Origin of the sequence: Salinicoccus cyprini (genome assembly GCF_007713705.1) — a bacterium.
Classification (GTDB): Bacteria; Bacillota; Bacilli; order Staphylococcales; family Salinicoccaceae; genus Salinicoccus; species Salinicoccus cyprini.
Map to the genome: position 1 here is coordinate 809,574 of NZ_VMSJ01000001.1, position 25,297 is coordinate 834,870.

The following is a 25,297-nucleotide window of genomic DNA, read 5'->3' on the forward strand; positions in this document are numbered from 1 at the left end:
TCATTCCAAATTTACATTCATTCGATAAAGTGGAGCATGTAACAAATACAACACTTAATTATTGGAGGAATTCGGGTAATGAAAAAGAGTATGTTCATGGCTGCACTGCTCATGAGTCTGATGTTCATTCTTGCTGCTTGCGGCGGCGGTTCTGGCGGATCATCAGATGAAAGTACAGAAGAAGCATCAACAGAAGAAAGCACAGAGGAAACTACAGAAAGCTCTGAAGCGAGCAGCGAAGAGACAACAGAAGGTTCCCTCTCTGGAACTGTTACTGGTGATGGTTCATCAACAGTTGCGCCAATCCTTGAACTGATAAATGAAGATTTCAATGCTGAATACCCTGACGTAGAAGTTGCTGTCGGTGTATCTGGTACTGGTGGTGGTTTTGAGAAGTTCATCGCTGGTGAAACAGACTTCCAGAACGCTTCCCGTGAAATCCAGGAAGAAGAAATCACTGCACTTGAAGATGCTGGCATCGAATATACAGAGTTCAAAGTTGCAAACGACGGTCTGACTGTTGCAGTCAACACTGAAAATGACTTTGTAGACTATCTTACATTCGAAGAACTACGAATGATCTACAGTGGCGAAGCAACATCTTGGAGCGACGTTCGTGCTGACTTCCCGGATGAGGAGATTACTGCTTACGCTCCCGACCAGTCACACGGTACCCACGACTTCTTCAAAGAAGTTGTAATGGAAGATGCTGATATCCAAGCTCAGCTTAACCAGGATACAAACGTCATCTCCCAATCAGTTGCCAGTGATGCCAACTCCATCGGGTTCTTCGGCTACAACTTCTATATGGTCAACCAGGACAACCTGAAAGGTGTTCCGATCCAAGGTCCTGAAACTGAAGAGCCGGTGGAAGTAAGTGATGAAACTGTTATGAGCTATGAGTATCCACTTGCACGTCCACTGTTCGTATACGCTAAAAATGAAGCACTTCAGAACAATGAAGCATTCCTGACATTCATGGAATTCACATTGAACAATGCATCAACTGCAGCTGAAGAGGCTGGATATGTTGCACTGACAGAAGAAGAAATGCAAGAACAAATGGATAAGCTTGCAGAATTCCAATAAGAAAACATATGGACGGGTCGAGACCCGTCCATTTTAAAGTATTTTGAAACGAGGGCTAATATGAGCGAGTATAATATTCAAAAAATGATCAGTGAGAAGAAGGGCAGAAGAAGTAGCGCATTCATCGAAAAGATGGTTCCTATCATTCTATTACTAATTACTTTAGTTTCCGTCCTTACGACAATAGGCATCCTGGTCACTTTACTTTCTGAAACAATCGTGTTCTTCACAAGGGTTTCACCTATAGAATTTCTAACTTCCACGGAGTGGTCAGCATTCAGTTCTGATCCACAATGGGGAATTTTTGCTTTAATCATGGGTACTTTGAAAATCACTGTCATAGCAGTCATTTTCGCTGTCCCGGTCGGACTGGGTGCTGCAATCTACCTCAGTGAATATGCAAGCGACCGCGTCAGACGCATCATCAAACCGATTCTTGAAATCCTTGCCGGAATTCCGACTGTCGTCTACGGTTTCTTTGCACTGACGTTTGTTACGCCACTGCTTAGAGGAATATGGTCTGAAGTCAACCTCTTCAATGCTCTCAGTCCAGGTCTGGTTGTAGGTGTCATGATCATACCGATGATAGCAAGTCTAAGTGAGGATGCGATGAGTGCCGTGCCGAATACAATGCGCGAAGGCGCACTCGGGCTTGGTTCAACACGTCTTGAGATGGTATTCAAGGTCATTCTTCCTGCAGCAATATCAGGCATCCTATCTTCAATTGTACTTGCCGTTTCCCGTGCAATCGGTGAAACTATGATAGTTTCCATTGCCGCCGGTAGTACGCCGAATGCCAGTATAAACATACTGGAATCACTACAGACTATGACAGGATTCATCGTCCAGGTTGCTTCAGGTGATGCAACTTATGGTACGGATACGTATTTCAGCCTCTATGCTGTAGGTATGACACTTTTCGTATTCACGCTGATCATGAACGTTGTTGCACAGTGGCTTTCACGGAAATTCAGGGAGGAATATTAAATGGAACTGATCAATAAACAAGAAGTATCAAAAAAATTAAGCGGGCGTCTGCTGCTGAATAAAGTTCTGAAGTATATCTTCCTGCTGTTTACCCTTGTCGGTCTTGTTGTACTTGCGACACTGCTCATAGACACTGTTCTTGATGGTTGGAGATATCTTACACCAGACTTCTTTACAAGCTACAGCTCAAGCAGGCCGGAAAGTGCAGGAATATATGGCGCCCTGATCGGGACACTCTGGCTGATGGCTGTCACTGCACCTATAGCGATCATACTCTCTGTAGGCACAGCGCTCTATCTTGAGGAGTATGCACCAAAAAACAGACTGGTCAATTTCATCAAAGTGAATATCTCCAATCTGGCAGGTGTCCCTTCAGTCGTCTTCGGACTTCTTGGTCTGACACTCTTTGTACGTCTGATGGAACTTGACAGCTCTGTACTTGCAGCAGCACTTACCATGTCACTGATGATTCTGCCGGTCATCGTAGTCGCGTCACAGGAATCCATTCGCTCTGTACCTTCTACCATCCGCGAAGCATCCATTGGAATGGGAGCAACAAAATGGCAGACAATTACCCGTGTCATTCTGCCTGCTGCAGTTCCAGGTATCATTACAGGTATCATTCTCGCACTTTCACGTGCAATCGGAGAAACAGCGCCGCTGATCATCATAGGGATACCAACAATCCTTCTGTTTACTCCAACAGGCGTGCTCGACACATTCTCAGCACTGCCTATGCAGATCTACTCTTGGGTAAAACTGCCTAATCCCGAATTCCAATCCGTTACCGCAGCCGGCATCATTGTACTGCTGTTCATCCTCTTCCTGATGAACTCAGTGGCTATATATATAAGAAACAAATATTCGAAACGTTTTTAATTTGGAGGCTTAAATATGACTTCGTCAAAAGTAAAAGAGGAAAAAAATATGAATACAGTCTATGATACAGCGGTCCAGGACCGTACAGAAGAAAATAGAACCATTGAACAGACACAGGCTGTTTTCCAGGCAAAAGACTTCAATCTCTGGTATGGCAACAATCATGCACTCCAGAACATCAACCTGGATTTCAACGAGAATGAGATCTCCGCAATCATCGGTCCATCCGGCTGTGGTAAATCCACATTCATCAAATCCCTGAACAGAATGGTCGAGCTTGTACCGATTGTCCGTACGGAAGGCGATATCGTCTACCGTGACCAGAGTATTTTCGACAAATCCTATACAGTGGAAGATCTTCGTACAAAAGTCGGCATGGTATTCCAGAAGCCGAATCCATTCCCTAAATCCATCTATGACAATGTCGCATATGGTGCGCGCGTCCACGGTGTCCGCAATAAGAAGGTTCTTGACCAGGTCGTCGAAAAAAGTCTGAAGGGCGCTGCAATATGGGATGAAGTCAAAGATCGACTGAATGACAATGCCTATGGACTCTCAGGCGGACAGCAGCAGAGAATCTGTATTGCGCGTGCGCTTGCGATTGAACCTGATGTCATCCTGATGGATGAGCCGACAAGTGCCCTTGACCCGATTTCCACAACAAAAATCGAAGATCTTATGCATGAATTGAAAAAAGACTACAGCATCGTCATTGTAACCCACAACATGCAGCAGGCTGCCCGCATCTCCGATAGAACTGCTTTCTTCTATCAGGGGTATGTTGTTGAATACGATAAAACAAACGTCATATTCGACAAGCCGAAGGATCAGCGTACTGAAGACTACGTGTCCGGAAGATTCGGATAGATGGTCTACCGCGAGAAATTTTCAGACGAAATGGCACGCTTATATGAAAGCGTACTGACACTCGGTGAGGAGTGCTATGAACGTCTTACGGGATGTACAGCCATACTCTCAAGTGATGATACCGCAGATGCAAGACTGCTTGTCAGCGATGATAAGAGGATCAACAGACTGGAAGAAGAAATAAATAACCAGGCAATCAACCTGATCACCACCCAGCAGCCTGTGGCAACGGATCTTCGTCTGATCATTTCAAGCATCAAAGTGGCAGACGATCTTGAGAGGATCAGTGATAATATCAGCAATCTTGGCGAAGTGAGAAAGCGTGTACGCATCACCAATGAAAAGCTGCTGTTGCGTCTGTCCACAATGGAGCATCTTGCAATGCTGATGCTTGAAGATGTCAAGACGGCTTATGACAATAAGGATCTTGAACTATGCAAAGAAATCATCATGCGGGATGAGGATATCGACGGTCTGTTCGTTCAGATTACAACGTCGGATATTTTTGATGAGACGGATGCTTTCATCACCGGTCAAAGCCAGCTGTGCGCGAAGTATCTGGAACGCATCGGTGATCACATCAAGAACATTGCAGAACATGTCTATTATGTTCTGACTGGTGACAAGCACGAAAGCAGAAATATTTCAGAATAGATCTTGGTCATCCAAGGTCTATTTTTTATTTGCTGAATTACCCATATTCATCATCTATGCTTTTTCTTTGTCGTCAGGATGATTATAATAGTAGTATCATATTAGCAATTACAAACGAAATGAGGCATTGCAATGAATAAGAAAGCATTGCGCAAGGAAATGATGGCGACCTTGTCTTCCATGAAACCAGCGGATAAACAGGAGCGCGAGGAAATACTGAAAAGCAGACTGCTGGATCTGATCGAATCACAAGGAATACAATCTCTCGGTATTGTACTGTCCATGCCGCATGAGATGGATACGGACGGTATTATCGACCATCTTACACTGCAGGGCAAGGTGATCTATACTCCAGTATGCAATTATGAAAATAAACAGATGGAGTTCCGCAGATTCACATCCTTCGATAAAGTGACGAAAGATGAGAAGAATCTGCGTATTCCTGAATATACGGAAGATGTCAATAACCATCCTGAAATGATTGTGGTTCCCGGTCTGATCTATTCCCAGGATGGATACCGTATCGGTTATGGCGGCGGCTATTATGACCGGTTTCTCAGCCACTATGACGGCCTGAAGGTTTCCCTGCTTTTCGAAGAGCAGCTTGGCGAGGTCATTCCAGAAAACCATGATATTCCGGTTGATCTTCTGATTACTCCGGAAAGAACAATCGACGCCGAAGCAGAGAGGAAGAGAAATGTTTAACTTATGGCACATTGCCTATGAAGTGTCGCGCTACACGGATTATGCGTTCCATCATTATGACCAGGGCCGGGATGCTATATGGATGCGCAATTCAAAAAGGAATGCAATGATGTGTCTGAATGCACGCGGGCTGCCAGAGGAAGTACAAGATGATGAAATGCGGTACTTGTCGAACATGTATTATAGACTGTCTCAAAACATGAAGGTTGCTCTCGTTGAAAGCTATCATTTTACAGAGTCTCCTTATACCAGCAAACATAAGGTCGACGGTGCGAAGATTGTGCTCAAGGGCATCAGAGGGGCAGAGGAGCTGGTTCGGAATCCGTTCTACAGAATCGATCTGAATCATAAAAAGCCAAAGGCTCCTGCATATTATCAGAAGCGTCTTGCGAGCCGTCATCCATTCGAGAAGTTCATGCATCAGTTCAGTCCGATGACATATCTGCTCATATGCATCAACCTGATCGTCTTTCTGTTCAATCTGGCAGCAATCCATTTCGCCGATTCATACCGCTATACACAGATGCTGGCATTGAACCACTATAATGTCATCGAAGGCGATCTCTACCGTCTACTGAGCAGCAGTTTTCTGCATGCTACTGTCGACCACTTCCTGTTCAACATATTTGCCCTGTATATTCTCGGGAAATTTACAGAGAGTATTTTCGGCAGCTGGCGGCTTCTGATTGCGTATGTTGCGACCGGTATCACTTCGAGCCTGTTTTCCATCATGTTCATCACTGAGGGAATATCACTAGGCGCCAGTGGTGCCATATACGGTCTCTTGGCAATTCTGGTTGTCCATCTGCTCGTCCACGGGCGAATCAGTGCCAAACTGCTCTTCCAGATTGCCGTCGTCTTCATCGTAGTCTCCGTACTTACACAGTTCATCTCGAATGTAAACCACTATGCACATATCGGCGGACTGGTTTTCGGTGCTCTGCTCGGTGTGATGTATCATCCAAGGAAATTCAAGCTCAGATGGCACACTGCTGCGCTGACGGCTTTTATTCTGCTTATCGTTCTTTCCTGGTTCATGGCCCAGAGGCACCATTCAGCACAGCCGCTCAGTGTCATGGCCATGGAGCACATCGAGGCAGGCGAGTACGAAGAAGCGCTTGGTATACTCAATGAATCAATCCGCACGAATAATGATACAGCCAAAACCTATCATGCATTGGGACTTGTTGCAGAATATGCAGGAGATACAAAGCAGGCCCGCCAGTTCCATGAAAGAAGTATTGCGATGAACCCGGATGATGAATGGGTGATGCGCCATAGGCTGATGCAGCTGAGAAAAGAAAGAAAGTATGAGGAAATGGATCAGATCCTTTCCGGAGTCGATGCAAAAGAAATAGAAGATCCACAACTGAAGGCGATCGTCGAGGCGCACGATGCAGATGAATAGGGATCTGACCTATATCAACAGGCTGCTGCTGCGTTTTGGCATATACGTATATGATAAGGATAGACAGAACATGCTTAAGCTAATGGAAATGGAAATCAAGGAACTGTATCAGTTTGGACTCATTACGAGCGAAGAATACAAAACGTCCATTCTGATCCTGAGACAGAAGAGAGAGGGATAGTTATGAAAAGAATTCTTGCAGCAGATATCGGCGGGACCACCTGTAAACTGGGTGTCTTCACACCGGACCTTGAACTATTGGACAAATGGGAAATACCTACAGATACTACGGACGAGGGCAGCCGTATACTTGAAGATATCCACCAGTCATTCAAATCGAAAGGGGATGACCATGAATTGAACCTGGCAGGAGTCATCGGGATCGGACTTGGTGTTCCAGGTCCTGTAGACTTCAACAATGGCATATTGAATGGGGCGATCAATCTGAACTGGATGGAGCAGAAGCCGATCGTCTCCGAATTCGAATCGATCAGCGGCATCCGGACCATTGTCGACAATGACGCAAATGTCGCAGCACTCGGCGAGCAGTTCAAAGGGGCAGGCAGTGGCCATAAGGATGTCGTCATGGTGACACTTGGTACAGGCGTCGGCGGAGGTGTTGTCTCAAACAGCATGCTCATCCATGGACATGGGGGCGCTGCGGGTGAGATCGGACACCTCTATGTGGATTACAATCGTCGGTTCCAGTGCAATTGCGGCAAGAAGGGCTGCCTTGAAACAGTTGCTTCCGCTACCGGCATGAAGAATCTTGCGGTGCACTATTACGAAAGCGGCATGACGGATACACTGCTTAAAAATGGGATTGAAGCCGGCACCCTGTCGGCAAAATCGATTGTCGAAGCTGGGGAGAAGGATGATGCGCTGGCACTCAAGGTCATCGATGAAGTCGCCCACTATATTGCAGTGGCACTCAGCAGCCTATCAGCGGTGACCAATCCAAAGTACTTTATTCTTGGTGGCGGTGTCAGCCGTGCAGGTCGCATGCTGACAGACAGGATAGAGGCATACTACCGTCCGATTACATTCCCACCAGCCTATGAGAATACTGAAATTGTCATGGCCGAACTTGGTAACGATGCAGGCATCTACGGTGCTGCACGGCTGGTCAAACAGTTTTTGGCATGAAAAAAGGCGTACCTTGAGGTACGCCTTTTTCTATAGGAAATCGCTGACACTGTAGCTTTCCGAGAAACCGAAATTGTCCGATATGAGAATGCGTTTGGCGATATAGGCAACAGTCTCAGCCGGATAGAGCCGGTCTGAAGATTTGTAGTCTTTGAACTTGTCGATATCCGGGAAGTCTTCCGGATCAGCTGAGCGTATCTCTCCCTGCATGTCGGTATCAATGACACCCGGACGGTAGGTCGCAGAGAGTATCGGATAGTCCAGCCTGTCCATCTCCTGGCGCAGTACGTCACTGACCATGTTGACAGCGGCCTTCGAACTGCAGTAGGCTGCCCATCCTTCCATCGGGTTGAGTGCCGCACCGCTCGATACGGTTAAAATGCGTTTGGCAGCCTGCAGTTCACCAAAGGCAGCAACAAAACCCTTCATCAGGAGGGCAGGGGCAAGTACGTTGATTTTATAGTTGTCGAGAAATCCTTTCGCATCCATATTGGCAATCGACTTGACCGGATTGACTGCACCGGCATTATTGATCAGGAAGATTTCATCTCCTTTTTCCGGCTGTATGGAGCTGAATATTTCAGGAACAGCATCTTCCAGAGCCTGCTCATCCAGAAAATCGACATGGAATGTCTTGTACAGTTCAACATCCGTTTCGACTTCGGATCTTGAAATACTGATGATGCGGTCTTCCTTGAAAATATCAAGCAAGGCGTTTCCAAGCCCCCGGCTTGTGCCTGTAATGAATACATATCTCATGCTCATCTCTCCTCATGTTTAGTCCATGTACAATTATAATTAAACCTTTAATTTTTGTAAAATAAAAAAACATGCATAAAAATGAATAAATATACTTGTAATGGACACTTTATAGTGCTATCATTCTAATCATTATAATTATAACATTACAGAGGTGAATGGAATGGAAAAGAAAGAAAAAGTGGTACTTGCCTACTCAGGTGGTCTCGATACAAGCGTAACAATCCAATGGTTCATAGATAAAGGGTATGACGTCGTTGCAGTGTGCCTTGACGTTGGTGAAGGAAAAGATCTGGATATCGTCTATCAGAAGGCGCTCGACATGGGTGCGATCGAATCCCACGTCATCGATACGACAAAAGAGTTTGCAGATGATTTTGTTGCCTATGCAATTTATGGAAATTCCATGTATGAAGGAAAGTACCCACTCGTTTCTGCACTCAGCCGCCCACTCATTTCCAAAAAGCTCGTCGAGATTGCACAGCATTCCAATGCAGACTATGTTGCGCATGGATGCACTGGGAAAGGAAACGACCAGGTGCGTTTCGAAGTTGCAATCCAGGGGCTCGATCCAAGTTTGAAAGTCCTCGCTCCGGTACGTGAATGGACGTGGAGCAGGGAAGAGGAGATCGACTACGCAAAAGAGAAGAACATTCCGATTCCGATCAATCTGGATTCCCCTTATTCAATCGACCAGAACCTCTGGGGCAGAAGTAATGAATGTGGTGTACTGGAAGATCCATGGAATACACCACCTGAAGGTGCATATGATCTGACAGCCAACATAGTGGATGCGCCGGATGAGCCGGAAGAACTTGTTCTTTCATTTGAGGCCGGACTGCCTACCGCAATCAATGGCGTCTCCTACGACCTTGATGACCTGATCATAAAGCTGAATGATATCGCAGGTGCACATGGTATCGGCAGAATCGACCATGTTGAAAATAGACTGGTCGGCATCAAATCCCGTGAAGTATACGAAACACCAGGAGCGAAAGTCATCCTTACAGCGAAGCACGACCTTGAAACCATTACACTGACAAAGGATATTGCGCACTTCAAGCCATTCATCGAGCAGCAGTTCACAGAACAGGTCTACAATGGCCTGTGGTTCTCACCACTATCTGATTCCTTGAGAAAGATGCTCAAGGATATGCAGCAGCCGGTCAATGGCGAAGTCCGCCTGCAGCTCTACAAAGGCAATGTTACTGTGACAGGCAGACGTTCAGACAACAGCCTCTATGATGAAAAACTCGCGACATACACGAGCGAGGATGCCTTCAATCAGGACGCTTCAGTCGGTTTCATCGAAATCTTCGGTCTGCCGACGAAAGTCAAATCCATGCTTGAAAGCGGTGTGAAACTCTATGACTAAAAAAGCATGGGGGGGCAGATTTCAGGGAGAAGCAATAGAATGGGTGGATGCGTTCAACGCATCCATCCATTTTGACCAGGTGCTGATTGAAAAGGATATTGCCGGCAGTATTGCCCATGCGACAATGCTTGCAGCAAAAGATATCATTACAGAGGATGAAAAGCAGCAGATGATAGACGGCTTGAGTGCAGTACTCGACGACTACCACGAAGGCAGACTCGAATTATCGGTACAGCATGAGGATATCCATATGAACGTCGAGCACGCACTCATCGAGAAGATCGGAGATGTCGGCGGAAAACTGCATACCGCCCGCAGCAGAAATGATCAGATTGCGACCGATATGCATCTCTATGTAAAAGAAAAGGCATATGAAATCATCGAAAGTATCGAAACACTGCAGGAAGCCATTCTTGAACTGGCCGAGGAGAACATCCATTGCATCATGCCGGGCTATACACATCTGCAGCGTGCGCAGCCCGTCCTTTTCTCACACCATATCATGGCGTACTTCTGGATGCTGAAGCGCGACAAGGACCGCTTCAATGACACACTGCCGCGCATCGATATGTCACCGCTTGGGGCAGGAGCCATCAGTGGCACGACTTTCGATATCGACCGTGAAATGACCAAGGAGCTGCTCAGCTTCACAGACATCTATCAGAACAGCATGGATGCTGTGAGCGACCGTGACTACATCATAGAGACACTCTCCAACATCAGCCTTGTGATGGTGCATCTTTCCAGGCTCTCTGAAGAAATCATCTTCTGGATGAGCGAGGAGGCGAATTTCGTCCAGCTGTCCGACCAGTTCACGACAGGCAGTTCGATGATGCCGCAGAAGAAGAACCCGGATATGGCGGAACTGATCCGTGGCAAGAGTGCACGTACAACCGGTGCGCTGACAAGCATGCTGATGCTGGTCAAAGGACTGCCACTCACCTATAACAAGGATCTTCAAGAAGATAAGGAAGGCATATTCGATGCGGTGACCACAGTCAAGGGCTCTCTCCGAATCATGACGGGCATGCTTGAGACAATGACCATCAATGAAGCTGTACTTGAAAAGACGGTTCAGAATGATTTCTCGAACGCCACTGAACTGGCCGACTATCTGGTACAGAAGGGCGTACCATTCAGGAAGGCGCATGAGGTGGTGGGTGAGCTTGTATTGAAGTGCATCAATGAAGGCAAGTACTTGAAGGATCTTTCCCTTACGGAGTATAAAGAACATCATGATTCAATAGAAGAGGACATCTACACAGTACTGTCTCCGCAGGTCGTCGTCGACAGGAGAAAGAGTCTCGGTGGTACGGGAACTGAGGCTGTCAGACATCAGCTGCAGATAGCAAGAGAAACGATGAAGAAATAAAAAAAGGCAAACCCTACTCGGGTTTGCCTTTTTCTTTCAGACGGCAGGATCTAGTGGCCTAGCTCCGGATAACCGTATGTAAAGATTGTTGCGATTGCGAAGAATCCAAATGTAGCAACTGTTGCCACACTGAAAAGTACAGCAAGCAGATTTCTGTTTTTAATAGCAGCCACAAGGCCCCATATGCCGACTATAGTTATCATCAGCATGAGCAGGGACAATGCATTGACCCCGATATGGATGGAAATGCCGCCAATTTGAAATAACTCACCAGTATCGATGAATGGCATCTTGCTCAACCTCCCGATAGTTCTCTTTATTCTCATATATATTGTATAATTAAAAAGTAGCTTTGTCGAGGGAATTTTAAGGAGGGCACATAATGGAAATAAAAGTACTCCCACTGGGACCATTGGAAACCAACTGCTACATACTGAAGCAGGAAGACGAAGTACTGATCGTTGATCCTTCAGGGGAAGCGGATAGGATCATTGATACAGTACCAAAAGACAGCAGGGTGAAAGCCATATTGCTGACACATGCACATTTTGATCATATCGGTGCACTGGATAAAGTCGCCAGTCATTTCGGAGTCGATACATGGATTGGCATCGAGGAGGAGGACTGGCTCGGTGATCCATCAAAAAATGGGTCGGCCAAGTACAGCAATATGGGAATCGAAGCAATCGAATCATCGATAACACCTGAAATCATCAAGCCAGGCGAACGCGAGATCGGGAAGTTCCATTTCGAAGCACTGCATACCCCGGGCCACTCCCCAGGCAGCATGAGCTTTCTATTTCAGGATTTCATCATTTCAGGTGATGTGCTGTTCAACGGCGGCATCGGCAGAACGGATCTATACCAGGGAGACCACGAAACACTGATCCGCAGCATCAGGAAAAAGCTCTACACGCAAAGAAATGACTTGACGGTCTATTCGGGTCACGGACCAGAAACGACGATAGGCAGTGAAAAACAGACGAATCCGTTCATCAGAGGATGAATATAAAAAGACCAGGCAGATTGTATCTGCCTGGTCTTTAGTTTCTAGTGGTGACCGCCGAAACTCGGTTCGAGAAGAAATGTTGTGAAGTATGTAAATCCTACAAAGAAAAGGACCAGATACGCAGCAAATACATACATATACATTCTTTCAGTAAGTTTCATATAACCCAACAGAATGAAGAATCCCGTTTGGGCGATGAAGAATAGCGCCATCATCATCATGTCACCGACATAGAAAAGGATTGCAAACATTGCAGTCCAGAATCCAAGTGTTTTGAAAACTTTATCCATAGGAACAGTCCTTTCGTCCTTACTTACCGTATCGTTATCAATTATAAATAATAATCATATCAAAGTAAATACTTATAAAGATAAATGTCTTGGCATCTCTTACCATTAATTCCTATTATACATGAAAATAAACGCCGAAATATAAAAAACGATAATTTATTTCAGAAAAGATCAAAACACCTTTTTTTCACCATATATAGTGTAGGAGGTGAATGATGAAACAGCAAGTAGAAGAAATCATCAAAGATGCCATGCGTCATGATGCAACAGATATACACCTGACGCTTGAGAGTACAAAGGGACTTGTCAGAGTAAGAAGCAGAGGGGAAATGCTCACGCTTAAAGAGATCGGTATGGATGACTATAGGAAAACCGTCAATTTCCTGAAGTTCATTGCCGAACTTGACATCAATGAACATAAGCTGCCGCAGAGTGGCCGAACGATGCTCAGCATCGAAGATCAGAAATTCAATGTCAGAATCAGCACGCTACCCATTTCCCTGATGAATGAAATCATTGTGATCCGCATGCTCAACGGCATGGAAGACCGGCCTTCATCATCACTTTTCCATCAGCCTCGGGACTACGATTTTCTTCTGCCTTTCATGGCACGGAAACAGGGATTGATCCTTTTTACCGGGCCGACCGGCTCGGGCAAATCGACGCTCATGTATCGGCTGATACAGGAAAGGATAGCGTCCGGGAGGCAGCAGATCATAAGCATTGAGGATCCGGTGGAATATGAACTGGATGGTCTCGTCCAGGTGGAGATCAATGAAAAGGCGAATATCGACTACGAACCCCTTCTTAAAGGGGTTCTCAGGTGTGACCCGGATATCATCATGTTCGGTGAGATCAGGGATGCAAACATTGCTTCCCAACTACTGAAAGCAAGCCTTTCAGGTCATCTGGTGCTCAGTACATTCCACAGTAAATCCGCTGTCAGCACAGTAAGCCGGCTGAAAGATTACGGACTTTATGACGAGGAGATCATCCAGAGCATTTCACTCATCATCAACCAGCGGATTCTGTACACGAGAAACGGCAGTTTCATCATCTACGAAACACTGGACAACGCTCAGATTGTCTCCTATCTGAAAACCGGTCATGCCGAACACGGGACACTTGAAGACAAACTGTCGGAACTTTTTCGGACAGGAGGAATTGATGCGGATGAATATGCCATCCATGTGGAGAAATTCAAATAGACTCGGAAAATATGATGCACACTTCCTGGTAAAGATTGCAGACCTGCTGGAAGTCGGGTTCACACTGCAGCAGTCGCTTGTATTTCTGCTGGAACAGTATGATGTTCTGACAGAGAAAGACCGTCTGGTATACCTCAGCATGGTCCAGGAAGGTGCGAGTCTCAGCAGCATACTGAAGGTGATGGGATTCAGGAATGCCATTGTCATCCAGGTCTCGTTTGCAGAAATCCACGGCGAAGTGCTGACAAATCTGAGAGAATCGGCGTCGTATCTGGACAATGTCCGTCAGACTACTTCGAAACTCATCAAATCACTGCAGTATCCAATTCTGCTTGTAGCAATTTTCATCACCATACTGATCACTTTGAACTTTACAGTGATTCCCCAGTTCAAAAGCCTTTATACAGTAATGGGGACAGAATCCAAAGGCATCGTAAGCGTGCTCATTGCCATGCTTGAATGGCTGCCATACGTGCTTGGAGCATCTCTGATGCTTGTTGTCATCTCAGCAGTTGGCATGTTCTGCATCTTCAACATGAAGCACATTGAACAAAAATGCAGCGTGCTGTCCCGCATCCCGATTTTCGGTTTCTTTTTCAGGGGCTATCAGACATACCGCTTCTCGAGGGAATTCGGCTACTTCCTGAATAATGGACTTGAAGTCAAAGAAATACTCGATCTGTTCATTCATCAGGAGATCAATCCCTACCTCAGGCTCGTTTCGCAGAAAATCGAAGCATCCCTGATGAACGGCGACTCGCTATCCGGTGCATTGGCACAAATGGATATGATTGATGAAAAGCTCAGTGTCTTCGTCAGTCATGGAGAACAGAACAGCAGCGTCGGCAAAGAACTGATCATGTTCAGCGAGTATACGCTGGAACGTCTCATCATGCGGCTCGAGAATATGACCAGAAGAATTCAGCCTGTCATATTCCTGATACTCGGCATACTGATCGTCTGCCTGTACTTGATAATAGTTCTACCTATTTTTCAAATGATGTCTGAAATCTAAAAACTCAGGAGGATTCCAAATGAAAAAAATATTCGAGAAGAAGTTGAAGAATAATGATGATGGTTTTACGCTGATAGAAATGCTGCTCGTTCTGCTTGTCATTTCGGTGCTGATCATCCTCATCATACCGAATATCGCCGCACAGAGTGCCAACGTTCAGGACACCGGGTGCGAAGCCCAGGTACGCATGGTGCAGAGCCAGGTCGAAGCCTATACGCTGAATGAAGGGTCACCGCCTGCGACAATCGACGTGCTCGTTCCGGACTACCTCACTTCTGATCAGATATCATGCGCGAATGGCGACACAATCGTCATCACTGATGGCCAGGCGATCCGCACTGAATGATGGCTTCACCATGCTGGAGATGATGCTGACACTGAGCATCATCAGCATTCTTCTGCTGATCAGCGCAGCCAGCATTCCGGTCGATGATGATAGGCGCATCAATCAGGAGATCGATGCAATCGGATATTTCTTTCAGAGTGCGCAGACGGATGCCATGAGCACTGCCACACAGCGGATTGTCAGTATGGACCCGATCAGCCAGCAGATACAGATGCGCACCCACGAAGGGAAGATCATCAGAACGTATCCGCTGGATACATGTGCATTGAAGCAGGGTGGACTGCAGCGGATCATATTCAAGCCTGATGGTGATACAGATAAGTTCGGTACCATCAGCTTCGACTGCATGGGGTCATCTGTAAGCTTTATTTTTCAAATACAGAGAGGAAGGTTCCGGATTGAAAGATGATGGTTTCATGATGCTTGATAGTGTACTGACGATGCTGATCTTCTCCATCATACTCAGTGTGCTGGTCCCTGCCATGATCATGCTGAACCAGACGGTGTCGGATTCGGCCGGAACACTTGAATTTACCCGCAGACTCTACATCGACATGCTGGCATATGAAGACTATGAATCCTTCATGCTTGGCAGTCACAACTATCGCATCGAAGCACACCGTATATGCGATAAGAATGATGCAAAGCTGTGTGTCCATATTGAATGATGCAGGGTTCACCTATATTGAAGCACTCATTTCCCTGTCCATCGCAGCGTTCGTGATGTCGCTCATGCCTTCCATTCTGATGCAGTTTGAGGATGCCCATTCACCGCCAGTGGATTTTGAAATTGATTTCTTCATGATCGATATTGCAGAAACATATGAGGAGAGTACGGAAGTCCGGCATGATGACCGTACGCAGTCGATTGTATTCACCACCGGCAAAGGAGATGTCGAGTACCGGAAGCATGGCACCCGTATTATTAAAAGCATCGAGCAGACCGGCTACGTGACCGTCATGTTCGATGCCGATGTATTTGAACTTGAGGAGACGGCCACCCATGTGCATATTTCGGTATCAGGAGAAGGGGAGGGGAACGATGAAACTGCCGCTTTCGCAAAATGATGGATTTTTCAGCTTTTCTGTATACTTCATATTGCTATATCTGGTGGCCTTATATTACCATTACTATAATAAGGTCTTCATGATACTGGAAATACAATCGAATTTTATAGAAATTTATCAGCTCCGCATCCAGGGGCTGGTGGACTAGGAGTGATGGAATGATTCTGATCGGTTTCATGGGGAGCGGAAAATCCACAGTGGCCCATACCCTGAGTGATAAAATGAATCTGCCGGTAATCGACCTGGATAAGGAAGTCGTCAGGATGGCCGGCATGGAGATTCGTGAGATTTTTGAAACAGAGGGCGAAGCTGGGTTCAGGAGAAGGGAATTCGAAGCATTGGATCAGGTTGGTGATTCTGAATGCATCGTCGCTACCGGTGGCGGGGTCGTCACATATGCACCCTCACGCAGGCTGCTGCAGAATATGGATGTACCGGTCGTCTACCTCCATGCAGATTTCGATACCCTCTATACCAGGATCAAAGATGACAGCAACCGGCCGCTTGTCAGGAGCCGCGAGCAGGTAAACGCCCTGTACGAACAGAGGCTCCATATATACCGTAGTGCAGCCGACCATGAAATCGACTGCAGTGCATCCGTTGAAGCGGTTGTTTCAAAACTTCTTGCTATTTCTCAAATTCGCAGGGTATAATGAACTCGAATTGATAATTGAAAATTTTGCGAATGAACAATGCTCGAGAGAACGAGTAATCGTCGCCGAAGGAGCAAACCCCCGCCGGGTGAATCTCTCAGGCAAAAGAACGGCATTGGGACGCATTCCTGAAGGCAACTCAACAGGGCAGCTATTACAGCTGTCCTGTTTTTTTATTATAAGGAGGTAAATCATGTCAGAACTTAAAAAGACACCACTGTATGACTACTACCAGGAAGCCGGAGCAAAGGTCATCGACTTCTCAGGCTGGGCGCTGCCAGTACAGTTCAGCAGTATAAAGGAAGAGCATACTGCAGTCAGGGAAGCTGCAGGAATCTTTGATGTCAGCCATATGGGAGAGCTGCTCGTCGAAGGCAGCGAGGCAGAGGCATTTCTGAACTACGCGCTGACGAATAATGTGTCGAAGCTCACTGAAACAAGAGCCCAGTATACTATGCTGTGCAATGAACAGGGCGGTGTCATCGATGACCTCGTCATATACAGGCTCGGGGAGAACAAATACCTGCTTGTTGTCAATGCCGGCAATACCGATAAGGACTTCGAGTGGCTGAAGAGCATTTCAGGTTTTGATGCGACAATTACCAACATATCTGCAGAATACGGACAGATTGCCGTCCAGGGTCCTAAAGCACGTGAAATCGTTCAGAGTCATGTAGACGAGGATATCAGCGAAATGAAGATGTTCCGGTTCAAACAGAATATGATCATTGCAGGATGCAATGTCATCCTATCCCAGAGCGGCTATACAGGAGAAGATGGTTTTGAAATCTACTGCGATGCTGAGGATACGGAAAAACTGTGGAAGCTTTTCACGGATTCCGGAGTGGTACAGTGCGGACTGGGCGCACGCGATACTTTGAGACTTGAAGCAGCGCTGCCGCTGCACGGACAGGATCTGACAGAAGATATCACACCAGTTGAAGGCAATATGGGCTTTGCTGTCAAGGTCGACAAGGAGGACTTCATCGGCAAGACGGTACTCAGGGATCAGAAGGAGAATGGCGCGCCAAGAAAACTGGCTGGATTCGAGCTTCTCGGCCGTGGTATTGCACGCACAAATTACGAAGTGACTGACAGTGAAGGCAATACGGTCGGCCACGTTACAAGCGGTACGCAGTCACCGCTGACGAAACGGTCCATCGGTCTTGCGCTCATCGACAGTGACTTCCATGAACTTGATAAGGCATTCAATGTCCGTATCAGAAACAAGGATGTAGAAGCAAAGTTCGTCAAAACCCCGTTCCACAAAAATTAACAGTATAAGGGAGTGTATGAATTGAGTCACCGCTATTTGCCATTAACTGAAAAAGATAAGAGGGAAATGCTCGACACCATCGGCGTCGAGAGTATTTCCGAACTGTTCGATGATATTCCAGAGAGTGTCCGGTTCAAAGGAGAACTCGATCTCAAAAAACGTAAGAGCGAAACATCACTGCTGCGTGAACTTGCAAATATTGCAAATAAGAACATCACTTCCGAAACACATGCCTCCTTCCTTGGCGCAGGTGTTTACGATCACTATATTCCGACAGTGGTGGACCATGTCATCTCCCGTTCGGAATTCTATACCGCCTACACCCCTTACCAGCCGGAAATTTCACAAGGAGAGCTGCAGGCGATATTCGAGTTCCAGACGCTGATCTCGGAGCTCACTGCAATGGATGTTGCCAACTCCTCGATGTATGACGGTCCCACTGCCTTCGCTGAAGCGGCGACCATGGCATCCGGTCAGACACGCAAAAAAAAGGTTGTTGTGTCAAAAGGTGTCCATTTCCAGGCAATCGAGGTGCTTCGTTCCTACTGCATGGCACAGAACATCGAAGTCGTCGAAGTGGACCTTGACGGCACCTATACCGACCTCGACAAGCTCGATGCAGCTTCCGATGAAGAAACTGCAGCTGTGATGGTCCAGTATCCGAACTTCCTCGGTTCAGTTGAAGATCTTGAAGCGATCGAAAAGATTGCGCATAAGCATAAGGCGCTGTTTGTCGTAAACAGTAATCCGCTCGCGCTCAGCCTGCTGACACCACCAGGCGAATTCGGGGCAGACATCGTTACAGGAGACACGCAAGTATTCGGCATCCCTGCACAGTTCGGTGGCCCGCACTGCGGCTACTTTGCAGCGTCCAAGAAGCTCATGAGAAAAATGCCGGGCAGACTGGTCGGCCAAACGCAGGATGACGAAGGAAATCGCGGATTTGTACTGACACTCCAGGCTCGTGAACAGCACATCAGACGGGACAAGGCGACGAGCAACATCTGTTCAAACCAGGCACTCAATGCACTTGCATCTTCAGTCGCAATGAGCGCACTCGGCAAGAACGGTGCTGTAGAGATGGCGGAACAGAACATCCAGAAGACTTTCTATATGAAGAATCAGCTGAAGCATGCAGGCTTCACTGTACTCGATGGACAGTCCTTCAATGAATTTGCTGTAGAACTGTCGAAGGATATCGATGTAATAAACGACGAACTGCTGGATCATGGCTATATCGGTGGATACAATCTCGGCAAAGTGGATCCAGGCTTTGCAAACCATATGCTGATTGCTGTTACAGAACTGCGTACGAAAGAAGAAATTGACGGATTTGTCGAAAGGTTGGGTGACTACAATGCATAAGGGATCCAGTCCTCTGATATTTGAAAGAAGCACAGAAGACCGTTTTGCCTATTCGCTTCCGGAACTTGAAGTGGAACAGCACGATCTTGAAGATATTCTGGACAGCAGGTTCATCCGCAGGACGAAAGCTGAACTGCCGGAGATCAGCGAACTCGATCTGATGCGCCATTACACGGAACTGTCCAACAAGAACCATGGTGTAGACTCCGGGTTCTATCCACTGGGCTCATGCACGATGAAGTACAATCCGAAGATCAATGAGAAAGTCGCAAGAATGTCCGGTTTTGCTCTCAGCCACCCGTTGCAGAGCGACCGTACAATCCAAGGGTCGCTTGAAATTGTCCATGATATGCAGGAACACCTGAAGGAGATTACCGGCATGGACGAAATCTCCCTACAGCCTGCTGCAGGTGCACAAGGCGAGTGGACCGCACTGATGATGATCAAAGCATTCCACGAAGATAACGGCGACTACAACCGTACGAAAGTCATCGTTCCGGATTCCGCGCATGGCACAAACCCTGCAAGTGCAGTCGTTGCCGGTTTCGAAGCAGTGACGGTAAAGTCGAACGACAGAGGACTTGTCGATATCGACCATCTGAAAAGTGTAGTAGGGGATGATACGGCGGCAATCATGCTGACCAATCCGAATACGCTTGGTCTCTTTGAAGAGGATATCATCGAAATTCGTGACATCGTCCACGAGGCAGGGGGCAAACTGTACTACGATGGAGCGAACCTGAATGCGATCATGGCAAAAGTCAGACCGGGTGACATGGGCTTTGATGCCGTCCACCTCAACCTTCATAAGACGTTCACCGGCCCACACGGTGGAGGCGGCCCGGGATCCGGACCAATCGGAGTCAAATCCGATCTCGCCAGATTCCTGCCGAAACCACTTGTCGTCAAAGCTGATGATGGCACTTACAGAGTGGAACATGATGTACCGAAAAGCATCGGCCGGGTGAAGCCTTTCTTCGGCAACTTCGGCATCTTCCTCCGTGCCTATACGTATATTCGTACGATGGGGCCGGATGGTTTAAAGGAAGTCTCCGAAATCGCCGTGCTGAATGCAAACTATATGATGAGACGCCTCGAGGGCACATTCGAACTGCCGTACAAGCAGCACTGCAAGCATGAATTCGTCATCAGCGGATCGATACAGAAGAAGATGGGTGTACGGACTCTGGATATGGCGAAACGTCTGCTCGACTTCGGCTACCACCCGCCGACCATCTACTTCCCGCTGAATGTCGAGGAATGCATGATGATCGAGCCGACGGAAACCGAATCCAAGGAAACACTGGACGGCTTCGTCGATACTTTGATCAGCATCTCGAAAGAGGCGGAGGAGAATCCGGATATCGTCCTGGAAGCACCGCATACGACAGTCATCGGACGTCTGGATGAGACACTGGCCGCGAGAAAGCCGATCCTGAGATTCCAGCGTGAAGATATTCTGGAAGAGAAGTAGACAAAAGGAGATCCGGGTCAAGACCCGGATCTCCTTTTGTCATGCTATTTGTTTTTGGATTTTATTTTACCCGTCCATTTGCTGATACCGTTCTTCAGCATATAGATATCATTATAGCCTGCTTTTTTGAGCATTCTGCCGGCTCTGATTGACAGACGTCCCGTCTGGTCATAGAGGTAGATCGGCTGGTCTTTTCGAAGTGAATTCATCTTCATCGAAAAGTTCATCATCGGAATGTTTCTTGCTCCCATGATATGGCCATATTCATACTTTTCCTTTTCTCTCAAATCTACAAGCTGTACGCGTCTCAAGTCTTTTTTGAACTCTTCCTCAGGCAACGATTTGACGCTTTTCATATTTCTGAAGCCGTTGAGCACCAGAAGAAGAAGGACAACGACTGCAGCCAGTAGAATGATCAACCATGTATCCAATCTGCATCTCTCCTTAAAAATTTCACATAAGTTTATTATAGAGATGTTTGGTATAATTTGAAAGAGAAAAAGAGAGGAGTGAGCAATATGGTACAAAACAGATGGTTCTATCTGGAAAGCGGCAGGAATGATGCTTTCCATAACATGGCGCTGGATGAACTGCTGATGGAGAAGGTCAGACAGGGCGAGATACCTGCTGCCATAAGACTGTATGAATGGGAGACGCCGACTTTGTCGATCGGCTATTTTCAGAAGATGGAAAAGGAGATCGATATAGACCGCGTGGATGAATACGGCTATGAACTGGTACGTCGTGCGACAGGCGGCAGGGGCGTACTGCATGATAGGGAGCTGACATACAGTGTCGTACTGCCTGAGAACTATCCCGACATGCCCGACTCGGTCACTGAAAGTTACCGCATTCTATCACAGGGACTGCTTGAAGGTTTCAGAAACCTTGGTCTCGACGCGCACTTCAGCATTCCGCGGACAAAAGAGGAAAAGAAGGAATTGACGAATATCAGAAGCAGCGTGTGCTTTGATACGCCGAGCTGGTATGAGCTGGTCGTTGAAGGCAGGAAGATCGCCGGCAGCGCGCAGACCAGGCAGGGTGGCGTCATCATGCAGCATGGTTCGATCCTTCTTGATGTCGATATCGATCATCTTTTCGACATGTTTACATATACGAACGAAAGATTCAAAGAAAAGATGAAGACCGCCTTCAAGGAGAAAGCAGTCGCAATCAATGAGATCAGCGACAGAAAATTTACAGTGGAGGATCTCTATCCTGCTTTCAGGGAAGGTTTTGAAAAAGGGCTAGATATTACAACCGAGCCCTATGTACTGACGGACAGCGACAGAGTGCGACTTGAAGAAATCAGGAAAAAGTATGCATCCGATGAATGGAACTATAGAAGATGAAAAAAACAGGCCGCTCACGCGGCCTGTTTTCTATTTCTTTCTATTTTTATATTTTCTTTTGGATTTTCGCAATGCCCTCTTATACTTCCTCTGGCTCTCTGTCAGAATGAAGAAATAGTAGATGCCGTATAGAATCAGACCAATCACTACCAGAAACACGAGGGAGTTGACGATCATGTTCAGAAAGTATTCCATGTTGGTGACCAGACCGAGTGCTGCGATGGCGAGCACCAGGTATAGTACAAACTTTTTCATTATCAGAAGCTCCTTAATAATTTGTTGAATGATTTGATGGCGACCTCGACCTGATGGCCATCCGGCTGTTTTGTAGTCAGCAGCTGGAGCATAAGCCCCGGAATTCCGAGCCATTTGAGCACCGGTACATTCCTCACCTTGTTGGTGAACTGCAGAAACTCAAACGACAGGCCGATGACCACAGGAATCAATGCGATCCGGTTGAGTATCCTGACGTAGAATGGATCGACCGGAACGAACATGTATACGACAAAACCGACAAGTACGGTAAACAGAATGAAAGAGCTTCCGCAACGGTAGTGCAGTCTTGAATGCTTCTGGACATTGCCGACTGTCAGTTCATCTCCATTTTCAAAAGTGTTGATCACCTTATGCTCGGCGCCATGGTACTGGAACAGCCTTTTTATCATGGGGGTCATGGAGATGGCATAGATGTATACGAGCAGCAGAATCAATTTGAAGACGGATTCCAGAAATACCTGCCCGACATGGGAGGTGACCACACCTGAGAATACTTCGGCAATAAATACCGGAATCAGCGTAAACAGGAATTTACCGACCAGAAAGGAGAGTATGCCGACAATGATGGTGGACATGACAATCCTTGCCGTATTGGCATCCTGCTTTTCCTGCTCGATCTTCACATCGTCTGCCGGATCCCTTTCATAACGGTCTGTAGCGAACTCCATATGCTTCATGCCATATATACTTGATTCGATGATGGCCACATTGCCCCTGAGAACCGGAATCTTCTTCAGTTTCTGTACCCATGCCTTCTCCGGACGGTCCATCTCGAAATATTCGATATCGTCATTGCTTCTGCGGATTGCTGTCACCATTTTGTCTTTTGACTGGAACATGACACCCTCGATTACTGCCTGTCCACCGAACTTCGGTTTATCCATTTTTTCGACGCTTCCTTCTATCAATAGTATTCATGTGCATTTCTCAGCTGTGCAAGCCCCTGGTCAAGCAGATTCTGATCCGACGCGGAAATGCCATTTCCGATCGAATCGAGAGCGGCAAGGATATCTTCGTTGGCGAGCTGTATCGCACTGTGCCGACGGACAAGATATTCGTCGAGTTCCACACTCGTGGCACCATCACGGTACGCTTCAATCGCCTCTGCCAGGCTTTTCTCTATCTCCTCGAATGATTCATTCATGGTCGAAAGGTCCTGTGCATCTGCATTATCGGACAGCAGCGTATCCAGATCCGAGAGGCCCTGCTTCATGGCGTCGGAATAGTCTGTGACAATATCGACATAGGCATCTATGTCAGGATTGCTGATGACAGACTGCATTTTGGAAATATCCTCCTCCAGTGCCTCAAGACGCTGGGTGTTCTTCTGGAGTGCGACTTCCTCGGTCTGGAGGATGCTCTGAAGCTCCTCATTGCGGTCATTCGCACTTGCCAGTTCTTCTTCAATTGATGGGTCTCCGCAGGCACTTAGACCAAGTGCAACAAGCGGAATATATATCATACGCTTCATATTCTCATTCTCCTGTATCTCATTGTGTTATTTTATCATGTTATATTAAAAGATGATATTCATTTGCAATACATCAGCTGCTGCGCAGTACTTATTTTCCTATTATCCCAAATTCAAAGCAGGCATTACTGAAATTGCAGTGGATTTAATGTAATATATATTTGAAAGGTGGAGTAGATGCACATGATAAAATTTGATAAAGTCAACGCTTTGATTGAAAAGAACAACGTCGATGCCCTGCTTGTACTGAGTGACTACAACCGTCGCTACCTGACAGGCTTTACAGGTTCGAGCGGTGCAGTGGTCATCACGAAGGACAGCAGATATCTGATATCCGACTTCAGGTACAAGGCCCAGGCAGCAAAACAGGCAGACCAGTTCGAGTTCGTCCTGCAGAATAGAGGACTGCTCGACTTCATAGCTGAATTCCTTGAACAAAAAGGCCTCCGCACTGTGGGCTTTGAAGGACAGCATATAAACTATAATACTTATGAACAGCTGAACAGGCAATTCGACCTTGTACCGCTGACCAATGAAATCGAAACCATCCGCATGTACAAGACGTCAGAGGAAGTTTCACTCATCCGGAAAGCGTGCGACATTGCAGACGAAGCATATGACCACATACTCGGGTATATCAGACCCGGGCAGACGGAACTTGAAGTCAGAAATGAACTTGAAAACCATATGCGCAAGCTTGGTGCCGCAGGCTCAAGCTTCGACATCATCGTAGCCAGCGGGTACCGTGGTGCACTGCCGCACGGTGTCGCATCGGATAAGAAGATCGAGTCCGGTGACATGGTGACACTCGACTTTGGCGCCTACTATAATGGGTATGCGTCCGACATTACGCGCTCGTTCGGGGTCGGGTCGGTAAGTGAAGAGATGGAAAAGGTGCATGCGATTGTGTTAACATCACAATTGGCCGCATTGGAACAGATCAGAAGCGGAATGACCGGCAAGGAGGCGGATGCCATCGCCCGCGATATCATTACAGAGCATGGCTATGGTGAAAATTTCGGCCACTCGCTCGGGCATGGACTCGGACTCGAAGTCCACGAGATGCCGGGACTGTCGAAAGCAAGCGACATGGTACTCGAGAAGGACATGTGTGTCACAGTCGAACCCGGCATCTATATCGATGGTGTCGGCGGCGTCCGCATCGAGGATGACTGCATTGTTACGGAAAGCGGACTCGAGAAGCTTTCCAACAGCAGCAAGGAACTTTTCATCATCTGAATATATCAGTGGAA

Annotated in this window: 31 protein-coding genes and 1 riboswitch; of the genes, 24 read left to right on the forward strand and 7 right to left on the reverse strand. The window is 47.0% G+C overall.

From position 1 onward, the window contains the following. The first annotated feature begins 78 nt into the window (after positions 1 to 78). The 9 genes from FO441_RS03995 to FO441_RS04035 all read left to right on the forward strand — a co-directional run bounded on the left by FO441_RS03995 (position 79) and on the right by FO441_RS04035 (position 7,735). Positions 79 to 1,089: a PstS family phosphate ABC transporter substrate-binding protein gene (locus FO441_RS03995; RefSeq protein WP_145286099.1), complete on the forward strand. Its 1,011-nt coding sequence runs from the start codon at positions 79 to 81 to the stop codon at positions 1,087 to 1,089. 84 nt (positions 1,090 to 1,173) lie between these two features. After that, positions 1,174 to 2,076: a phosphate ABC transporter permease subunit PstC gene (pstC, locus tag FO441_RS04000; RefSeq protein ID WP_370637542.1), complete on the forward strand. Its 903-nt coding sequence runs from the start codon at positions 1,174 to 1,176 to the stop codon at positions 2,074 to 2,076. After that, positions 2,077 to 2,955 carry a phosphate ABC transporter permease PstA gene (pstA, locus tag FO441_RS04005; protein ID WP_145286104.1) on the forward strand — a complete coding sequence of 293 codons (879 nt, stop codon included), beginning with the start codon at positions 2,077 to 2,079 and terminating at the stop codon, positions 2,953 to 2,955. 48 nt (positions 2,956 to 3,003) lie between these two features. After that, on the forward strand, positions 3,004 to 3,822 hold the full coding sequence (gene pstB, locus FO441_RS04010; RefSeq protein WP_145286107.1) for a phosphate ABC transporter ATP-binding protein PstB: 819 nt from the start codon (positions 3,004 to 3,006) through the stop codon (positions 3,820 to 3,822). Then, positions 3,823 to 4,476, forward strand: a complete 654-nt coding sequence (phoU, locus tag FO441_RS04015) for a phosphate signaling complex protein PhoU (RefSeq protein WP_145286110.1) — start codon at positions 3,823 to 3,825, stop codon at positions 4,474 to 4,476. It abuts the gene before it with no gap. A gap of 132 nt (positions 4,477 to 4,608) precedes the next feature. Continuing rightward, the gene (locus FO441_RS04020) at positions 4,609 to 5,181 is read left to right on the forward strand and encodes a 5-formyltetrahydrofolate cyclo-ligase (protein WP_145286114.1); all 573 of its coding nucleotides are present in this window, start codon (positions 4,609 to 4,611) and stop codon (positions 5,179 to 5,181) included. Further along, positions 5,174 to 6,589 (forward strand): rhomboid family intramembrane serine protease, encoded by a 1,416-nt coding sequence (locus FO441_RS04025; RefSeq protein WP_145286116.1) that lies wholly within the window; start codon positions 5,174 to 5,176, stop codon positions 6,587 to 6,589. Before FO441_RS04020 ends, FO441_RS04025 begins: the two co-directional genes overlap by 8 nt. Then, on the forward strand, positions 6,576 to 6,770 hold the full coding sequence (locus FO441_RS04030) for a YqgQ family protein (RefSeq protein WP_237604740.1): 195 nt from the start codon (positions 6,576 to 6,578) through the stop codon (positions 6,768 to 6,770). Before FO441_RS04025 ends, FO441_RS04030 begins: the two co-directional genes overlap by 14 nt. A gap of 2 nt (positions 6,771 to 6,772) precedes the next feature. Next, entirely contained in the window at positions 6,773 to 7,735 is a 963-nt protein-coding gene (locus FO441_RS04035; protein ID WP_145286119.1) for an ROK family glucokinase, read from the forward strand. A gap of 30 nt (positions 7,736 to 7,765) precedes the next feature. Here the strand turns inward: FO441_RS04035 and FO441_RS04040 are convergent, their stop codons facing one another. Further along, positions 7,766 to 8,494 carry an SDR family NAD(P)-dependent oxidoreductase gene (locus FO441_RS04040; protein ID WP_145286122.1) on the reverse strand — a complete coding sequence of 243 codons (729 nt, stop codon included), beginning with the start codon at positions 8,492 to 8,494 and terminating at the stop codon, positions 7,766 to 7,768. 163 nt (positions 8,495 to 8,657) lie between these two features. On the opposite strand from FO441_RS04040, the gene FO441_RS04045 reads away from it, so the two are divergent. Continuing rightward, positions 8,658 to 9,869, forward strand: a complete 1,212-nt coding sequence (locus FO441_RS04045) for an argininosuccinate synthase (RefSeq protein ID WP_145286124.1) — start codon at positions 8,658 to 8,660, stop codon at positions 9,867 to 9,869. After that, positions 9,862 to 11,241: an argininosuccinate lyase gene (argH, locus tag FO441_RS04050; protein ID WP_145286127.1), complete on the forward strand. Its 1,380-nt coding sequence runs from the start codon at positions 9,862 to 9,864 to the stop codon at positions 11,239 to 11,241. The genes FO441_RS04045 and argH overlap by 8 nt, the downstream gene beginning before the upstream one ends. A gap of 50 nt (positions 11,242 to 11,291) precedes the next feature. Here argH and FO441_RS04055 read toward each other — a convergent pair whose 3' ends face one another. After that, positions 11,292 to 11,531: a DUF2759 domain-containing protein gene (locus FO441_RS04055; RefSeq protein WP_145286129.1), complete on the reverse strand. Its 240-nt coding sequence runs from the start codon at positions 11,529 to 11,531 to the stop codon at positions 11,292 to 11,294. 92 nt (positions 11,532 to 11,623) lie between these two features. Between FO441_RS04055 and FO441_RS04060 the strand changes: the two genes are divergently transcribed. Further along, positions 11,624 to 12,247, forward strand: coding sequence for an MBL fold metallo-hydrolase (locus FO441_RS04060; RefSeq protein WP_145286132.1), 624 nt, complete (start codon positions 11,624 to 11,626; stop codon positions 12,245 to 12,247). A 44-nt stretch (positions 12,248 to 12,291) separates the two neighbouring features. On the opposite strand, the gene FO441_RS04065 is transcribed toward FO441_RS04060, so the two are convergent. Continuing rightward, positions 12,292 to 12,540 carry a DUF2626 family protein gene (locus FO441_RS04065; RefSeq protein ID WP_145286135.1) on the reverse strand — a complete coding sequence of 83 codons (249 nt, stop codon included), beginning with the start codon at positions 12,538 to 12,540 and terminating at the stop codon, positions 12,292 to 12,294. Positions 12,541 to 12,755: 215 nt separating this feature from the next. Between FO441_RS04065 and FO441_RS04070 the strand changes: the two genes are divergently transcribed. The 10 genes from FO441_RS04070 to gcvPB all read left to right on the forward strand — a co-directional run bounded on the left by FO441_RS04070 (position 12,756) and on the right by gcvPB (position 20,945). Beyond that, on the forward strand, positions 12,756 to 13,748 hold the full coding sequence (locus FO441_RS04070) for an ATPase, T2SS/T4P/T4SS family (protein WP_145286136.1): 993 nt from the start codon (positions 12,756 to 12,758) through the stop codon (positions 13,746 to 13,748). Continuing rightward, complete coding sequence (gene comGB / locus FO441_RS04075) at positions 13,708 to 14,763, forward strand: competence type IV pilus assembly protein ComGB (protein ID WP_246095001.1); 1,056 nt, start codon at positions 13,708 to 13,710, stop codon at positions 14,761 to 14,763. The genes FO441_RS04070 and comGB overlap by 41 nt, the downstream gene beginning before the upstream one ends. A gap of 19 nt (positions 14,764 to 14,782) precedes the next feature. Continuing rightward, complete coding sequence (gene comGC / locus FO441_RS04080; protein ID WP_145286139.1) at positions 14,783 to 15,109, forward strand: competence type IV pilus major pilin ComGC; 327 nt, start codon at positions 14,783 to 14,785, stop codon at positions 15,107 to 15,109. After that, positions 15,060 to 15,518 (forward strand): prepilin-type N-terminal cleavage/methylation domain-containing protein, encoded by a 459-nt coding sequence (locus FO441_RS04085; protein ID WP_145286142.1) that lies wholly within the window; start codon positions 15,060 to 15,062, stop codon positions 15,516 to 15,518. Before comGC ends, FO441_RS04085 begins: the two co-directional genes overlap by 50 nt. Beyond that, complete coding sequence (locus FO441_RS04090; protein WP_145286145.1) at positions 15,508 to 15,777, forward strand: hypothetical protein; 270 nt, start codon at positions 15,508 to 15,510, stop codon at positions 15,775 to 15,777. Before FO441_RS04085 ends, FO441_RS04090 begins: the two co-directional genes overlap by 11 nt. Further along, positions 15,761 to 16,177: a hypothetical protein gene (locus FO441_RS04095; RefSeq protein WP_145286147.1), complete on the forward strand. Its 417-nt coding sequence runs from the start codon at positions 15,761 to 15,763 to the stop codon at positions 16,175 to 16,177. The genes FO441_RS04090 and FO441_RS04095 overlap by 17 nt, the downstream gene beginning before the upstream one ends. Before the next feature lie 158 nt (positions 16,178 to 16,335). Continuing rightward, entirely contained in the window at positions 16,336 to 16,830 is a 495-nt protein-coding gene (locus tag FO441_RS04100; protein WP_145286150.1) for a shikimate kinase, read from the forward strand. Positions 16,831 to 16,862: 32 nt separating this feature from the next. Further along, positions 16,863 to 16,953: riboswitch (glycine riboswitch) on the forward strand. Positions 16,954 to 17,020: 67 nt separating this feature from the next. After that, positions 17,021 to 18,106 (forward strand): glycine cleavage system aminomethyltransferase GcvT, encoded by a 1,086-nt coding sequence (gene gcvT, locus FO441_RS04105; RefSeq protein WP_145286154.1) that lies wholly within the window; start codon positions 17,021 to 17,023, stop codon positions 18,104 to 18,106. A 21-nt stretch (positions 18,107 to 18,127) separates the two neighbouring features. After that, positions 18,128 to 19,471 carry an aminomethyl-transferring glycine dehydrogenase subunit GcvPA gene (gene gcvPA, locus FO441_RS04110; protein ID WP_145286157.1) on the forward strand — a complete coding sequence of 448 codons (1,344 nt, stop codon included), beginning with the start codon at positions 18,128 to 18,130 and terminating at the stop codon, positions 19,469 to 19,471. Beyond that, positions 19,464 to 20,945, forward strand: coding sequence for an aminomethyl-transferring glycine dehydrogenase subunit GcvPB (gene gcvPB / locus FO441_RS04115; RefSeq protein WP_145287351.1), 1,482 nt, complete (start codon positions 19,464 to 19,466; stop codon positions 20,943 to 20,945). Before gcvPA ends, gcvPB begins: the two co-directional genes overlap by 8 nt. A 44-nt stretch (positions 20,946 to 20,989) precedes the next feature. On the opposite strand, the gene FO441_RS04120 is transcribed toward gcvPB, so the two are convergent. Then, entirely contained in the window at positions 20,990 to 21,376 is a 387-nt protein-coding gene (locus tag FO441_RS04120; RefSeq protein WP_145286161.1) for a rhodanese-like domain-containing protein, read from the reverse strand. Positions 21,377 to 21,463: 87 nt separating this feature from the next. Here FO441_RS04120 and FO441_RS04125 point away from each other — a divergent pair, with 87 nt between their 5' ends. After that, complete coding sequence (locus FO441_RS04125) at positions 21,464 to 22,297, forward strand: lipoate--protein ligase family protein (protein ID WP_145286164.1); 834 nt, start codon at positions 21,464 to 21,466, stop codon at positions 22,295 to 22,297. Positions 22,298 to 22,327: 30 nt separating this feature from the next. On the opposite strand, the gene FO441_RS04130 is transcribed toward FO441_RS04125, so the two are convergent. From FO441_RS04130 to FO441_RS04140, 3 genes are read right to left on the reverse strand one after another with little or no spacing between them, the layout of a single operon-like run. Then, complete coding sequence (locus FO441_RS04130; protein ID WP_145286166.1) at positions 22,328 to 22,552, reverse strand: SA1362 family protein; 225 nt, start codon at positions 22,550 to 22,552, stop codon at positions 22,328 to 22,330. 2 nt (positions 22,553 to 22,554) lie between these two features. After that, positions 22,555 to 23,457, reverse strand: a complete 903-nt coding sequence (locus FO441_RS04135; RefSeq protein ID WP_145286169.1) for a DUF1385 domain-containing protein — start codon at positions 23,455 to 23,457, stop codon at positions 22,555 to 22,557. A gap of 20 nt (positions 23,458 to 23,477) precedes the next feature. Continuing rightward, complete coding sequence (locus FO441_RS04140) at positions 23,478 to 24,044, reverse strand: hypothetical protein (RefSeq protein ID WP_145286172.1); 567 nt, start codon at positions 24,042 to 24,044, stop codon at positions 23,478 to 23,480. 183 nt (positions 24,045 to 24,227) lie between these two features. Here FO441_RS04140 and FO441_RS04145 point away from each other — a divergent pair, with 183 nt between their 5' ends. Continuing rightward, a complete protein-coding gene (locus FO441_RS04145) occupies positions 24,228 to 25,283 on the forward strand; it encodes a M24 family metallopeptidase (RefSeq protein WP_145286174.1) in 1,056 nt (351 codons plus the stop codon). Positions 25,284 to 25,297: the final 14 nt, after the last annotated feature.